The sequence below is a fragment of the Streptomyces sp. NC-S4 genome (assembly GCF_054353315.1).
Window position 1 is genome coordinate 1,533,238 of record NZ_CM135937.1, and the last position, 14,042, is coordinate 1,547,279.

Annotated in this window: 9 protein-coding genes; 4 read left to right on the plus strand and 5 right to left on the minus strand. The window is 73.0% G+C overall.

Annotated elements, in window-relative coordinates; translation table 11 throughout:
- Nucleotides 1-132: 132 nt before the first annotated feature.
- Nucleotides 133-2,403, minus strand: a complete 2,271-nt coding sequence (locus ACXNSR_RS06355; RefSeq protein WP_458641168.1) for a WD40 repeat domain-containing protein — start codon at nucleotides 2,401-2,403, stop codon at nucleotides 133-135.
- A gap of 256 nt (nucleotides 2,404-2,659) precedes the next feature.
- Here ACXNSR_RS06355 and ACXNSR_RS06360 point away from each other — a divergent pair, with 256 nt between their 5' ends.
- The 3 genes from ACXNSR_RS06360 (at nucleotide 2,660) to ACXNSR_RS06370 (ending at nucleotide 7,150) form a co-directional block, all read left to right on the plus strand.
- Nucleotides 2,660-2,785 (plus strand): class III lanthipeptide, encoded by a 126-nt coding sequence (locus ACXNSR_RS06360; protein ID WP_458641169.1) that lies wholly within the window; start codon nucleotides 2,660-2,662, stop codon nucleotides 2,783-2,785.
- A 109-nt stretch (nucleotides 2,786-2,894) separates the two neighbouring features.
- Entirely contained in the window at nucleotides 2,895-5,582 is a 2,688-nt protein-coding gene (gene lanKC / locus ACXNSR_RS06365; RefSeq protein WP_458641170.1) for a class III lanthionine synthetase LanKC, read from the plus strand.
- Nucleotides 5,579-7,150 carry an ATP-binding cassette domain-containing protein gene (locus tag ACXNSR_RS06370; RefSeq protein ID WP_458641171.1) on the plus strand — a complete coding sequence of 524 codons (1,572 nt, stop codon included), beginning with the start codon at nucleotides 5,579-5,581 and terminating at the stop codon, nucleotides 7,148-7,150. The genes lanKC and ACXNSR_RS06370 overlap by 4 nt, the downstream gene beginning before the upstream one ends.
- A gap of 19 nt (nucleotides 7,151-7,169) precedes the next feature.
- On the opposite strand, the gene ACXNSR_RS06375 is transcribed toward ACXNSR_RS06370, so the two are convergent.
- The 4 genes from ACXNSR_RS06375 to ACXNSR_RS06390 form a co-directional block, all read right to left on the minus strand.
- A complete protein-coding gene (locus ACXNSR_RS06375) occupies nucleotides 7,170-10,139 on the minus strand; it encodes a helix-turn-helix transcriptional regulator (protein WP_458641172.1) in 2,970 nt (989 codons plus the stop codon).
- Between the two features lie 107 nt (nucleotides 10,140-10,246).
- Nucleotides 10,247-10,921, minus strand: a complete 675-nt coding sequence (locus ACXNSR_RS06380) for a response regulator (protein ID WP_458641173.1) — start codon at nucleotides 10,919-10,921, stop codon at nucleotides 10,247-10,249.
- Nucleotides 10,909-12,036 (minus strand): sensor histidine kinase, encoded by a 1,128-nt coding sequence (locus ACXNSR_RS06385; protein WP_458641174.1) that lies wholly within the window; start codon nucleotides 12,034-12,036, stop codon nucleotides 10,909-10,911. Before ACXNSR_RS06385 ends, ACXNSR_RS06380 begins: the two co-directional genes overlap by 13 nt.
- 563 nt (nucleotides 12,037-12,599) lie before the next feature.
- Complete coding sequence (locus ACXNSR_RS06390; protein WP_458641175.1) at nucleotides 12,600-13,241, minus strand: ALF repeat-containing protein; 642 nt, start codon at nucleotides 13,239-13,241, stop codon at nucleotides 12,600-12,602.
- A 489-nt stretch (nucleotides 13,242-13,730) separates the two neighbouring features.
- On the opposite strand from ACXNSR_RS06390, the gene ACXNSR_RS06395 reads away from it, so the two are divergent.
- On the plus strand, nucleotides 13,731-13,961 hold the full coding sequence (locus ACXNSR_RS06395; RefSeq protein ID WP_458641176.1) for a hypothetical protein: 231 nt from the start codon (nucleotides 13,731-13,733) through the stop codon (nucleotides 13,959-13,961).
- Nucleotides 13,962-14,042: the final 81 nt, after the last annotated feature.

Below are 14,042 nucleotides of genomic sequence, written 5' to 3' on the forward strand. Positions count from 1 at the left end.
TCACGGTGCTGGGGGGATCGGTGAACGGCCTTACGGAAGCGGCTCGTTCACTCGCCCCCACCCGTGCGGTCGATCACCGCCTCTTGCTCCTGGGATTCTCCCGACCCACCGGAGGGGTACGGTCCATTTGAGTCAACCCGCCGCCGGGCACAGCACCGTGGCCTCCGGGCCGAAGGCGACCACGAGCCGCCCGCCCGGCGCGGCCCCGAGCGCGGCCGCCGGGAGCGGCAGCACGTACTCGCCGCCCGCCTCCCGCCCGGTGGCGAGGTCCCGGAACCGCACGGCCCGGCCCTGGCCGATGGCCAGCACCGGCCGGGCGCCGCCGGTGACGACCATGGGCCCGTTCGGATCCGTGTGGCCTGTCAGCGGTTCGCCGGCCTCCCGCATCGTGGCCAGGTCCCACAGGCGCACCGACCCGTCCCGGCTCCTGCTGACCGCGACGGTCCTGCCGTCGGCCACCGCGGTGGCCACCGACGTCACCCAGTCGGTGTGGCCGGTCAGGGGTTCGCCGATCTGCCGGCCGGTGCCGAGGTCCCAGAGCCGTACGGTCCTGTCCCAGCTGCCGGTGACCGCGACGGGCCGCCCCGCCAGGTCCGCCGTCGCGACGGCGGTCACCCTGCTGGTGTGGCCGGTGAGCGGTTCGCCGACCGGGCGGCGGGTGGCGAGGTCCCAGATCGCCGCGGTCCGGTCGGCGCCGGCCGTGACGACGACCGGACGGCCGGCCAGGGTCGCGCCGGCCAGGTCCAGTACCCGGCCGTGGTGGCTGGTGACGGGCTCGCCGAGGCGCTCCCCGACCGCCGGATCCAGCAGGTGCAGGGTGTCACCGGAGCCCGCGGTCACGATGACCGGCCGCCCGTCCACCACCGATGCGACCATGGCGGTCACCTCGCCCTCCAGGCCGGTCACAGGGGCCGCGACCGGCTGACCGGTGGTCAGGTCCCTGATGTGCAGGGTGCGGTCGGCGCCCGCCGTGACGACCACCGGGCTCCCGTCGAGAACGGCCGTGGTGATCGCCGACACCGTTGCGGTGTGGCCGGTGCGGGCCGGACCGCCCCCGTGCGTGCGGGTGAGGTCCCAGGTCCGCAGCGTGTGGTCGGCGCCCGCCGTGACGGCCACGGGCCGTCCGTCCACGACGGTGGTGGCCACGTCCCATACCTTGCCGGTGTGGCCGGTGAGCGGCGGGCCCAGGGGCCTTCCGGTGGCGCGGTCCCGGACCACCGGCGTGTCGTCCTGCTCCACGGTGACCAGGACCGGATCGTCGCTGTCCGAAGGGCCACTCCCTCGGCCGGAGATCCGGTGCCAGAGCTGCGCGTCCGGCTCCCGGGCGGGCGGGAGGGCCGGCGCCGTGCCGCCCGCCCCGACCGCGCGGATCACCCGCATGCCGTTCGCGCGCTGCCCGTCGTCCGTCAGGTCCCAGATGCGCAGGGTCCCGTCGGCCTCGGCGGTGAGGGCGACGGTACGCCCGTCCAGCACCGCGGTATCCCGCGCCCGGGTCCGTACCGGGGCACCGTTGCGGCGGGCCTGGGCCAGGGGGCCGACGAAGCGGGGCTCCTCGCCGTCGAGGCCGACGGCGACGGCGCGTCCGCGCGCCACCGTCACGGTCGTCACGCCCGGCCGGTCCGTTCCACCGGACAGGACCGCGGCGGCCGAGGGGGCGTCCACCGGCTCGCCGGTGGCCAGGTCCCACACCTCCTGGTCCGGCTCGCCGGCGGTGACGGCGAGCACACGTCCGTCGAGCTCCACGGTCCGCACCGCCTCCGCCGACCGGGCCAGTTGCTCGCCGGTGCCCAGGTCCCACACGCGCACCGTCCGCTCCACGTCGATGTCGTCGACGGTGAGGACGACCCGGCGGCCGTCCAGCATCGCGAGGCCGGCCGCCGACGGGAAGGCGGCGGTCCGGCGGCCGGTGAGCAGGTCCGCCACGTGCAGGGTCCCGTCGGCCCCGAGGGCGAGCAGGGCCCGTCGCCCGTCCAGGACGGCGCTGTCCACCAGCCCGACGAACTCCCCGGCCGCGCGGCCGGTGGCCAGGTCCCACACCAGGACCGCGTCGTCGCCGTGCAGGCTGAAGGCCACGGGCCTGCCGTCGGCGACCGCAGTCGCCACGGACAGCACCTCGGCCGTCAGCGAGGACACCGGGTCGGTGCGTCCGGTGACCGGATCGTGGAGCTGCTCGCCGCTCGCGAGGTCCCAGAAGCGCACGGTGTCGTCCCGGCTGCCCGAGACCGCGACCGGTCTGCCGTCGACGATCGCCGTGGCCACCGCCCGCACCGGGCCGTCGTGGCCGATGAGGGGGCGCAGCCGCCGCCGGTCCGGTACGGGGCCGTCGGCCCACTGCACGGTCCACCGCGGTTCGTCGAGCGGGACGTTCACGTCGTCGGGCGCACCCGTGGAGGTCTCAGACATGGCTCCGAGGCTAGACACCGCCTCTGACATCGCCCTTCCCTACCACACCGGGTGCCGCCGGCCGGAGCGTGCGGACCACCACCATTCCGCTCGGTTCGGGGCGGCACTCCGGTGGGGGGCGCGGGCGGAGATTATGCGGGGTCACCGCCCATGTGCGGGTGCGGCGGATGGCGTTGAGTCGGACCTGCCGATCGGCCGGCCAGGAACCCACATCGGCGCGCGACCCGCGCACCCGACCTTCGAGGAGGTGATCCGGATGAGCGTCCTCAAGCTTCAGAACATGGAGGCCCGCGTCACGCCCAGTGCTGCCGCCACCGTCAGCCTGACGAGCAGCAGCAGCGACTGCTGCAAGTCCCCGCACCAGCCGCACGACCCGAACTGACCCGTCGGGTCCGTGCGGGGACTCGGCGCGCCCCCGCGCGGACCCGTCGTTCCCGACGGCCGCCCGCCGCTGCCGCCGGCGGCCCCCCAGGACGATCACAGAGGCTGACATGCGCAACGAACGCTGGGTCTACCGCTTCCTCTTCGCGTGGAACGACACACTGTTCTTTGACCCGCTCGACGTCTTCTACGAGCCGGGCGCGGACCACTTCCTCGCCGCGTTCGACGAGCGGGTGCGGGACCGGTTCGTCCGCAGCGGCATCTGGTGGAGCTTCCGGCACAACCAGAACCTGCCGGCGCAGGGCTGGAAGATCCACGTCTCGTCGAGCCACCGCCACGTGCGCGAGGTCGCCGCTTCCGTGATCGGCCACCTGACGGAACGCGAGATCGATTTCAAGATCGCTCTCGATCCCAACATCTTCGAGATGCTCAACTCCAAGGCCATGTCCCGGGGCAGCGGCGGCAAACTCGTCACCGTCTACCCGCGCGACGACGACGAGTTCCGCACGTGCCTGGCGGACCTCGCCCGCCTCCTGAAGGGCGTCGAAGGCGCCTACGTCCTGTCGGACCTGCGGTACCGGGACAGCAAGGCCCTCTACTTCCGCTACGGCCAGTTCCTCGACACCCGCACCGTCGACGTCCTCGGCCGCGGCCGGCCGCAGATCCTCGGACCGGACGGACCTGTCCCCGACGACCGGCGCCCGGGCCATGCGCAGCCCTCGTGGGTGCCCTGGCCGTTCGACGACTGGCGGCCCGACGACGAGGACGAGGGGGACGGCCTGCTCGGGGGCCGCTTCCGGGTGACCGGCGCGATCCAGTTCTCCAACAGCGGCGGCGTGTACACGGCCGAGGACACCGCGGACGACGACCGCCCGGTGCTGCTCAAGGAGGCCCGGCCGCACACCAACATCAACCCGCGCCAGGACCACGACGCCGTGGACATCCTCGGCCGCGAGTGGATGTTCCTGAACCGGCTGGCCGACGCGGGCTCGTACCCGGCGCCGATCGCCAGGTTCCAGCACTGGGAACACCACTACATCGCCGAGGAGTTCGTCGACCGCTCCGACCTCCGCTCGGTGCTCCTGGAGCGCAACCCGCTGGCGCGGCCGGGGTTCGACATCGAGCGGTCGCGGGACTACCTGCGGATCTTCCTCGCCGTCTTCCGCGGGCTGGCACGCGCGATCCAGGCCGCCCACGACCGGGGTGTGATCCTCGCCGACTTCACCGCCGCCAACCTGCTCATCGACCCGGACACCTACGAGGTGACCATCGTCGACCTCGAGGCCTGCCGGCTCGCCGAGAGCGGTGACGCCGCCCTGACGAAACCGGTCGAGCTGTACACCCCGGGGTTCAGCCTCTCCCGCAACCGCTTCAAGGCGTACGGGCCGGAGGGCGACCGGTACGCCCTCGCGTCCACCATGGCGTACTTCGTCTTCCCGATCGCCGCCATGTCGTACCTGCGCGAGGACGTGCTCGACCTGTACCGGATCTTCATCACCGAGGGCCTGGGCTGGCCGGAGCGCGTGCACCGGCTGATCACCGACCTGGCCGGGGACCGGATCGACCTCACCGGCCTGCTGACGGCCCTGGACGACGAGGAGGCCGGCCTGCTCGACGCGGTCGAGTCCATGCCGCCGCACCCGGTCGTCGAGGAGCGGCTCGCCCTGGCGGAGGCGGAGGCCGGGGTGGCCGCCTTCGTCGAGGCCACCGCCGACACCGGCCGCAACACGCTCTTCCCCGTGGACCCGTTCGCACACGTCACCAACCCGCTGAGCCTGGGCTTCGGCGCGAGCGGCGTCCTGTGGGCGCTGCACGCCAGCGGCGTCCCGATCCGACCGGAGTGGCACGCCTGGCTGAGCCGCGAACTGGCGGACATCGACCCGGCCCGCTACCCGGACGGCCTCATGAACGGCCTGTCCGGCATCGCCTGGGCGGCCGACTCCCTCGGGCTCGGCACACCGGCCAGGGAGCTGCTGACCCTGGCCAACGATCGGGCGGTGGAGAAGGGCGACCACACCTTCTACTACGGCCTCTCCGGGATCGGCATGACGAACCTGCGCTTCTTCCTGCGCGGCCACGACCCCCGCGACCTCGCCGCGGCGCGGGAGTGCGCGCAGGCACTGTGCGAGACGGCGCGGCGCGACGGCGGGCGGGCCCACTGGCTGAACGAGTTCTCCGCGAAGGAGCCGCTGACCGGCCTGGGATTCGGGCAGGCCGGTGTCGCGATGTTCCTGCTGCGCATGCACCAGATCACGGGAGAGGCGCGCTACCTGCGGCTCGGACGGGAGGCACTCGCCTGGGAGATGGACCGCGCCAAGCCCATCGACGACGAGGGCGGTCCGGTCATGTTCGAGCACGAGGGGACGATGGAGCCGTACGTCGAGGTCGGTTCCGCGGGCGTGCTGAAGGTGCTGCTGCGCTACGGGGACACGGACGCGGCCAGGACCGTCCTGCGCGGACTGGACGTCAGGTACTCGGTGATGCCGGGCTACGCCTTCGGCATGGCCGGGGTCGCCGACGCGCTGCTCGACGCGGCCGAGTTCACCGGCGACCGGTCCTGCCGCGACACGGCGCTGCGCCAGCTCGACTTCGTCCGGAGGGTCTTCCTCTTCGAGCCCGCGGAGCGCTTCGGGCTGCCCCGCACCGAAGGCCGGCCGCCCCTGCTGGGACTGCCCGGTGACGGGCTGCTGCGCTGCTCCACCGACTATCTGACCGGCTCGGCGGGCGTGCTGCGGGTGCTCCACCGGGTGAACCGGGGAGGCCCGGCCGACTTCCTGCTGGACGAGGTCGGACGGTGAAGCAGCTGTGGCGCACGCTGCGCGGGCACCGGGCCCCCTTCGTGGTGATCCTCGTCGCCGATGTCACCACGAGCGGGCTGGAGGCGCTGCTGCACCCGCTGCTGCTGAAAGCCCTGTTCGACGAAGCGATCCTGACCGCCGACCTGCACCGCTTCCTGGTCCTCGGCCTCGCCTACCTCGTGCTCGGGCTGACCCTCAACCTCACCGGGTACTGGATCGCCTGCCGGCGCAAGCGGTTCGAGAACGCGTTCACACTGGTGCTGGAGACGGAGCTGCTGGGCCGCGCCCTCGGCCTGGACGGCCGGAAGGTGTCGCGGGCCGGCAACGCCTCGTACGTCAGCCGCATCCACAACGACGTGTCCCAGGGGGTGCTGCCCGCCATCGACGTGTCCCTGCGCATCGCGCGCCAGGCGGTCGCCTCGGCCGTCTTCCTGGGGGTGCTGCTGTACCTGTCCTGGCAGGCCAGCCTCGTCCTGCTGGTGATCGTGCCGCCGCTGGTGTTCGTGAGCAACCGGCTGGGCCGGCGGATCGAGGAGAACACCGGTCCCGAACGCGAGGCGGAGGCCCGGTACATCAACACGCTGACCCGGACCCTGGAAGCCTTCCCCGCGCTGCGCGGTCTGCCGTCGCTGCTGCCGGGGACGCGCCGCGCGAACCAGGACGCGCTGCGCGGCTTCCTCGGCATCACCTTCGTCAACTTCCGGCTGGCGCAGCGCCAGCGGACCCTCAGCGATCTGGTGATGAACCTGTCGGACACCGCGTCGATGGTCGTCGGAGCCTTCTTCGTCTTCTCCGGCCGGATGTCCTTCGGCAGCTTCCTCGCCTTCGTCAACTCGCTGTGGCGGGCGGTGACCGGCGTGTTCGACCTCATCAACATGATTCCGCAGGCCCGCCGGAGCACCGCCGTCCTCGAACGGATCGAGTCCCTGCGGGAGGCCCGGGAGACGCCGTACCACGACGAGGGGGCGCTGGTCCGGGTCCGCGGGGCCCGTGTCGTGTACGGCGGTGGGGGTGCGGACGGGGACGGGACCGGGCCCGGGGAGGGCGAGGTGGCCGGGGTCTCGTTCGACACCTTCGAGCTGCGTCCCGGCGAGCACGTGCTGCTGCGCGGCCCCAACGGCTGCGGGAAGACCACGCTGCTGCACATCATCGCCGGGACGCTCGCCCCCGACGCCGGGTCGGTGACCCTGCCGCCCCGGGTGGCGAGTCTGACCGCGCCGGTGAACCTGCCCCCGCTGCCGGTGCGCGACCTCGTCCCCGACGAGGCGCTGCGCGCCGCGCTGGACCTGGACGCGCCGGCCGACCAGCTGCCCTCGCAGCTGTCCTCGGGCCAGCGCCAGCGCGTCGGGGTCGGCGCGCTCCTGTGCGAGGACGCGGACGCCTACCTCGCGGACGAGCCGTTCGCGAACCTCGACGACCGGGGCAGGGAGCTGGTGTTCCGGCTGCTGCGCGAGCGGACCGCCGGGCGCGCGCTGCTGGTCGTGCACCACGGGGACGAGGACCTCGACGGCGGCTTCGACCGCGTGGTGACCCTGAGCGCCGCACACCCGCTGGCCCGCCTCTCCTGACCCCCTGGAGGACCACGGCCTAAGCCACCAGGTCCTGGGCGGCGGTGGCGAAGGCCGTCCGGTTCGGGTGCCCGGTCTTCTGCAGGAGGCTCGCCACGTGCTTCTCGACGGTGCGCAGCGAGATGTGCAGCCGGCCCGCGATGTCCTTGTTGCTGATGCGTTCGGCGACCAGCCTGGCCACCTCGTACTCGCGGACGGTGATCCCGCAGCGGCGCAGGTCCGCCGGCACCCGCTCGGTGCCCGTGCGCCGTTGCCGGACCGGCGCGCCCATCCCGCGCAGCAGCGCCCGGCTGGCTCCGGCGACCGCCTGGAGGCCCGCCTCGTGGAAGTACTCCTCCGCCTCGCGCAGCCACTCGACCGGCGTGCCCCAGCCGTCGTCGTACGCCGACTGCGCGACGAGGCGCAGGCACAGCCTGTGCGCCACGGGGAAGGGTTCGGCCGCCTCCAGTGCCTTGACCGCGGCGGCCGTCGCCTCTTCGGGGCGGCCCTCGCGGCCGAGCAGCACGGCGTGCGCGAAGCCGGTGAACTGGTGGTTCCAGCGGGTGGTGCCGGCGCTGGCCAGCGTGACCTCGGTGTGGTGGCGCCGGCCCATGCGGCCGTCCAGTACGCCGAGCAGCAGGATGATGCCGTGCTTGCCGAACCCGCCCATCGCGGGGTTCTCCGCGTCGTAGGCGAGAGCCTGCGCGAACTCCTGCCCGGCGGCTTCGTGCCGCTCCTCCAGCAGCGAGCAGAACGCCCGCGCCAGCCCGTACGACATCGCTCGTACGCCGGGCGCCGCGTCCAGCAGCGGGGCCAGCCGCTCCAGCGCTCCGCGCATCTCGGCGCGGCGTCCCTGGTGGGCGTACCGTACGGCCTCGGCGAGGCGGAGCATCGCCAGGGGGCGGCCCAGTCCGAGGCGTGAGGCATCGGCGGCGGCCTCGCGGATCCGGTCCCGGGCCTCGTCGAACCGGCCGTGCTGGATCCGGTCCAGCGCGAGGACGAAGCCGGTTTCGTGGGCCAGGGGCAGCAGCCCCATGTCCAGGGCCTCCCGCCGGGTCTGTTCGATCCGGGTGGTCCGGCCGTCGTGGCTCGCGGCGACGACGGCCAGGTGCACGTCGGCCGCCATGCGCGGGACCGGGAGCCGGCGGGCGAGGGCGATGGCGCGCGCCCGCCGGAAGTGGGCGGCGGCCGTCGGCTCGTCCTGTTCCCGGGCCAGCTGCCCGAGCAGCAGCAGGGCCCTGCAGGCCACCTCGGGCAGGTCGACGCGCTGGGCGGCCTCCAGGGCCCGGTGGGCGTACCGGGTGGCGGTGCGCAGCCGGTCGGGGGCGAGCCGGCTCAGTTCCACGTGCACGGCACTGAGGTCCACGAGGGCCGCGTACTCGTCGGCCGGGTGGCTGCCGAGCAGAGCGCGGGCGATGTCGAGGTGCCACAGGGCTTCCGCGGGTCGGCCCGTCAGGGTGGCGATCTCGCTCAGCCGGGCGTGCAGTCCGGCGCGCCGCTGGGCGGGTATGCCGTGCTCGCCGCCGTCGCCGCCGAGGGTGTCCAGGACGGTGGCGGGCGCGGGCAGTCGGTCGAACCGCGCCGAGCGGGCGACGGCGTCGAGCAGCCGCTCCAGCACCGTGGCGTGCAGTTCGGGCGCGGTATCGGGTTCGACGAGCCGGTGGGCCCGGGTGAGCAGCTCCACCGCCCGGTCCACCGCGCCCTCGCCCGTGGCCCGCCCGGCCGCCTCGGCGTACAGGCGGATGGCCTCGGGCGTGTCGCCGGCGTGCTCGTGCAGCTGGGCGGCGTGCTCGCACCACGTTCCCGGCAGCCCGGGGTGGAGGTCGGCGAGGGCGCGCGCGGCCCGCCGTACGTACCTGGTGCGCTCCCCCGGGCCGAGGTCGTCCAGCAGGGCCTCGGCCGCCAGCGGGTAGCGGAAGGCGTACCACTGGGTGCCCGGGCCGTCCGGCGTGATCAGGTACGAGGCGACCGCGGCCCGCAGGACCGCGGACAGTTCGGCGTGGTCGCGGCCGATGGCCCGCTCCAGTACGGGCAGTGCGAAGCGCCGGCCGAACAGGGCGGCCATGCCGAGGAGTTCCGCGCCGAGCGGGCCGAGCCGCCCGGCCTGACGCCGGACGCTGTCCGCGACGGTGGCCGGGACGGGCGGCGTCCGCGGGTCGGAAGGGGCGGGGTGGGCGGGGTGGGCGGCGCGGCCGGTGAGGTCGTGGACGAGCTCCTTGACGACGAAGGGGATTCCGGCGCTGCTGTCGACCGCGCGGTGGACGAGGTCGGGGCAGACCTCGGCCGGGGGGACGCGCAGCTCGGCTGCGATGAGCAGGTGGACGTCGGGGTGGCTGAGCGGGGCGAGGTCGAGCACGGAGGCGGCCCCGCGCTGGCGGGCCCGCGTGGCGAGTTCGGCCGCCGCGCGGGGTGCGCATCCGGTGACGAGGAGGAGTACGGCCGGCTGGTGCCCGATGTTGTCGAGGAGGTACTCGACGACCGCCAGTGTTCCGGCGTCGGCGTCGTGCAGGTCGTCGAGGACGAGCAGGCAGCCCTTCCGCTCCCCCACGACGGTGAGCAGGCGCAGCATCGTCTCGGCCACCACGAGGTGCGAGGCGGCGTCGGCGTCCGTGTACCGGGCGCCGGTCAGCAGCCGGGCCATGACCGGCCCGTAGCGGCCGAGTTCCTCCGGGTCGGGCAGCAGGCCGGCCCGGGAGAGCAGGAGCAGTGCCTCGACCAGCGGCCGGTAGGGGACGGGTGAGCCGACCGCGCTGGCCCGCCCCCGTACGGTGACCATGTTGGTCTCGGCGGCCATGGCGAGGGCCTCGGTGGCGAGCCGGGTCTTGCCGACACCGGGCTCGCCGGTGACGAAGAGCGCCGCACCGCGCCCGGACCTGGCGGCCGCCAGCGCGAGCATGAGCTGCCCCATCTCGTTGCCGCGGCCGACGAGTTCCCCTCGTCTCGGGTGCGGGGCGCCGCCCGGGCCCGCGACGGTACAGTCCTCCGGCAGCGCCGGCCAGAAGATGGACACCGGCTCGTCCCCTTTCCGGCGGGCCGTCCGAGGCGCCGCCGGACAAGACGCTATGGACGGTGCGCGTGCCCCCTGTAGCCGTCCGTTTAGGGGGCTTGTGCGGGTGGTCAGCCCGCGTCGAGACTGTCCTCCCGTACCCGCTGGGCCAGGTCGAGCTTGGTGTAGGTGGGGCGGCCCGCCTGCTGGTACTTGGCCTTGACCCGGTCCAGGTAGTCCTTGGCGGTGTGGACGGTGATGCCGGCGCGCCGGGCGGCGGATTTCAGCGTCAGTCCGGAGGCGTAGTCGAGGAGGATCTGTCGTTCCCGGGGCGAGAGGCGGGGGCGGGCGGGGCTGTCGTCGTAGGCGCAGGCGAAGGCGAGTTCCGCGGAGAGGGCGCCCTGGCCCGAGGCCAGGTCCTTGATGGCGGCGACCAGGGTGGGCAGGTCGTGGTCCTTGGTCAGGTAGCCGTCGGCGCCGGCCCGGATGGCTTCGATGATCCGGGAGCGGTCGGGCACGGTGCTGATCATCAGGACGCGGCTGCCGGTCCGCAGCAGGCGCCGGATGTTGTCGGCGGGGGCGGAGCCGTCGCGCAGGAGGAGATCGAGGAGGACGATGTCGGGCGGGGAGTAGCCCGTCGCCCCGAAGCCGTACGGAAGCTGCGCGTCCGGTGTGCCGAGGAGCTCTCCGACGGTGGCGGCGGTCGCCACGAGCCGCAGTTCCGGCACGCCGCCGAGCCAGGCCCGCAGGCCGTCGAGGAGCATCCGGTCGTCGTCGACCACCGAAACGGTGATCACCCGGGCCATCTCAGCTCCACCCGTACGCCCTCGCCGGGGGCGGTGTCCACGGTCGCCCGGCCCCCCACCTCCTTCATCCGGTCGTGGACCGAGCCGCGCAGGCCGAAGCCGGGCTCGCAGCGCTCGGGGTCGAACCCGGGCCCCCGGTCGACGACGGTGACGACGGCTCCCCCGCGTCCGTCCGGGTCCCTGGTGGCGGTGAGGTAGGCGTGTCCGGTGCCGGCGTGGCGCCGTACGTTGTTCAGGGCCTCGCGGACGGCGTCCCCCAGCGCGGCGGCGACCGCGGGGGGCACCTGCGGCAGGTCGTGGTACTGGGCGGTGACCCGAAGCTGGAGGCTCTCGACGGATCCGACGGCCTCTTCCAGGGCTGTGCCGATCTCCCGGTGGTGGATCTCCTCGGCGGTCTGCTGGATCAGCCGGCGCAGGTACGCGGCCTCGCGCGCGCAGCGCTCGCGCACCTCGGGGGCGTTGGCGTCGACCGAGCCGGAGGCGAGGGTGGTCAGGGTCGCGAGGACGGTGTCGTGCAGCGCCCGGTGGTGTTCCAGCCGCTCGGCGTAGCGCGCCTTGTGGGCCTCGGCGGTCACCGCGCGGGCGTTGGCCTCGTCGAGGAGGCGGCCCTGGCGGAGCAGGTACCACCGGAAGAGCCAGGTCATCACGGCCGAGGACACCAGCGAGTTGGTGTGGCCGAGAATCACGGCGGGGCTCGCGCCCACCGCGTGGTAGCCGATGAAGTGGGTGCCGATCAGGAGGCCGATCGCGATGAGGGCGTGCAGCCGGCGCAGGGAGATGGCGACGACGGCGCTCGCCGAGCCGCCGAGCAGCATGGCCCAGGCGATCGCGGGCGGTTCGCGCAGGCCGCCCCAGGCCCACAGGACCAGGGGCAGTGCGCAGCCGGTGATCAGGGCGTCCGCCCAGATGTGCCGCCGGTCGAACCAGCCGCGCCGCAGTGCGGCGCCGTAGGTCAGCACGCTCAGCCCCAGGGCGGCGGCGAATCCCGCGTACTGCAGCGGGAGTTCCGACGTGCGCTGGGCGACGGCGAGGGCGCCCACGGTCAGATGGCTCGCCCGGTACAGCAGGGTGGCCACGATCAGGAAGGACTGGGCGCGCTGCAGACCCGATGCCACCCCGCTCGTCCCCCGCAGTGTCCGTATGCGCCGTACCGGTAAGGACAGCACCTCCAAGACCACACCCTCCCGTACCGATTTGCCGGTGACATCTGCCATTTTGCCCCAGCAGGTGCACGCCAAATAGGCGCGTACCGGCCTGCTCACGGGCTTGGCCGAGGTGTCACCACAGGTCGGCCGGAAAGCTGTTCCCGACGCCGGTCCGGCAGGCGTGCGGCGCCTGTCCGGCCACTACGACGACGTGATGCCGCCACCGCGCCGGGTGTCGCGGGCACCCCGGTGGCGCGATCGGTCGCGTCGGTGCCAGGCCGGGGGCCGGTGGCGCCACCACGGAAGACGCCATCGGCTGGAGTGGCCTGTACAAGAAGTGCTGGGCGATGTCGCTCATGGCAGTCGGCATTCGGCTCTGGGGGCGCGTCCCGCCTCCGACGAGGAGGCGGTGGAGGCGGCCCGAGCGGTACTCGCACGAGTGCCGCGACTCGTCCCTGTCTACGCGCACCGCTTCCTACCAGCAGGTCGCGACACCCCGGGACATCCGGTCCTGTCGTTGTGGGGTACCGACATCATCTGCTACGGCCACGATCTGGCGGACTACAACGACCACGCGTTCGGCGAGGTCGACGAGGACGCGCCCTGGGCTCCGCGGGCATCCGTGCCGTTTGGAAGGACTTCCTCGGCTGAGATCGCCCCCTGCTGGCGCCGGGCGCGTTCAGCATGCCGATGGCACGCAGCCTGTTGTCCCCTTCGAGGGCCAGATTCAGGCCCGTCTTCAGGAATTCGTCGATCTGCTGGTCCGAGCCGGTCAGGGCGCGTTCGGCGGTGTCCTTGGCGGAGTCCCCGCCCCCCTGCCGCAGCGCGACCACCCGGCGCGCCGGTTCTTCGGCGTGGTGGGGCCTGCCGGATCGGCCACGGCGATCGAGGGTGCCCGCAGTCCCGCGCCCACCTCGGCGACCAACGCCCCCCACACTGCCGCTCGTACGGCTTCCCGGCGGAGCCGGGACTGCGGGTCGCGCCCGTCTGCTCTGGTCATGACCTGTTGTTCCCCCAACAGTTGGTCGTGCGCGTATCCACCGCGAAGAGGCGGGACCGCACGCTGCTGTGGGGTGCCCTGCAGCATGCTCGCATGATCGAGCTGGATTCCCAGTGGTAAGAATCCAGCCACCGGGACAACGTTTCTGAACGTCCGTCAGGGGCGTGTCGGGCATACGCGACACGGGAAACGATCACCCGACACAGAGTCGGCCACGCGCCCGGAATCGGACATTCCACGTGCATGTGATTTGACCCACTTAACCGCTCATTACTTGCCTGAGCGGGCAAGTGATATGAATTACTGCGCCGTTCCGGGCTGTCGGCAGTTGCGATGCCCTCCATCAGGGCCGCGGCCGGGGAAAGCGACACCTGGCACGCACTGGACGGCCCTGCGCGAAGCGGATCGGTTTGCGCTTCATCGTTCAGATCACGAAAGACGAGAAACCCGTGAAGCTCTCTGCTGCCCGCACGACCGTCGGAGCCGTGTTCGGCGCCCTCGCCGTCGTCACGGTCGCCACGGTCGGCGTCGCACACGCCGAAGGATCGGCCACCGCCGCCGGAGCGACTGAGGAACTGCCGGCGCTCGCGGTGAAGGACTTCAAGTACCCGGCTGCCGAGTGCGGCAGCGAGCCGGGCCTGATCGAGGTGGGACGAGTCAGGACGTGGGCACCCGATTCTGCTTCCGGGTTATCGGTAGCACCGGCTACCTGAGCCTGGAACTGCCCGGCGTCTACGCCGCCAAGGGCAACGACTACAAGCTGCGGGTCGACATGAAGGTCGACAACCGCGAGGTGTCCTTCGACATCAAGACCAACCAGTGGCCTCCGGTCGGGAATTCCACCGACCCGGAGAAGTGTGAGCACATGCTCATGGAGATCTTCGCGACCAAGTAGACGGAGATCCCGCAGTACCGGAGGGAACTCCGCACGTCGACCTGTGATGGCGCCCCACCCCACCACAGCCGCCCCACCACA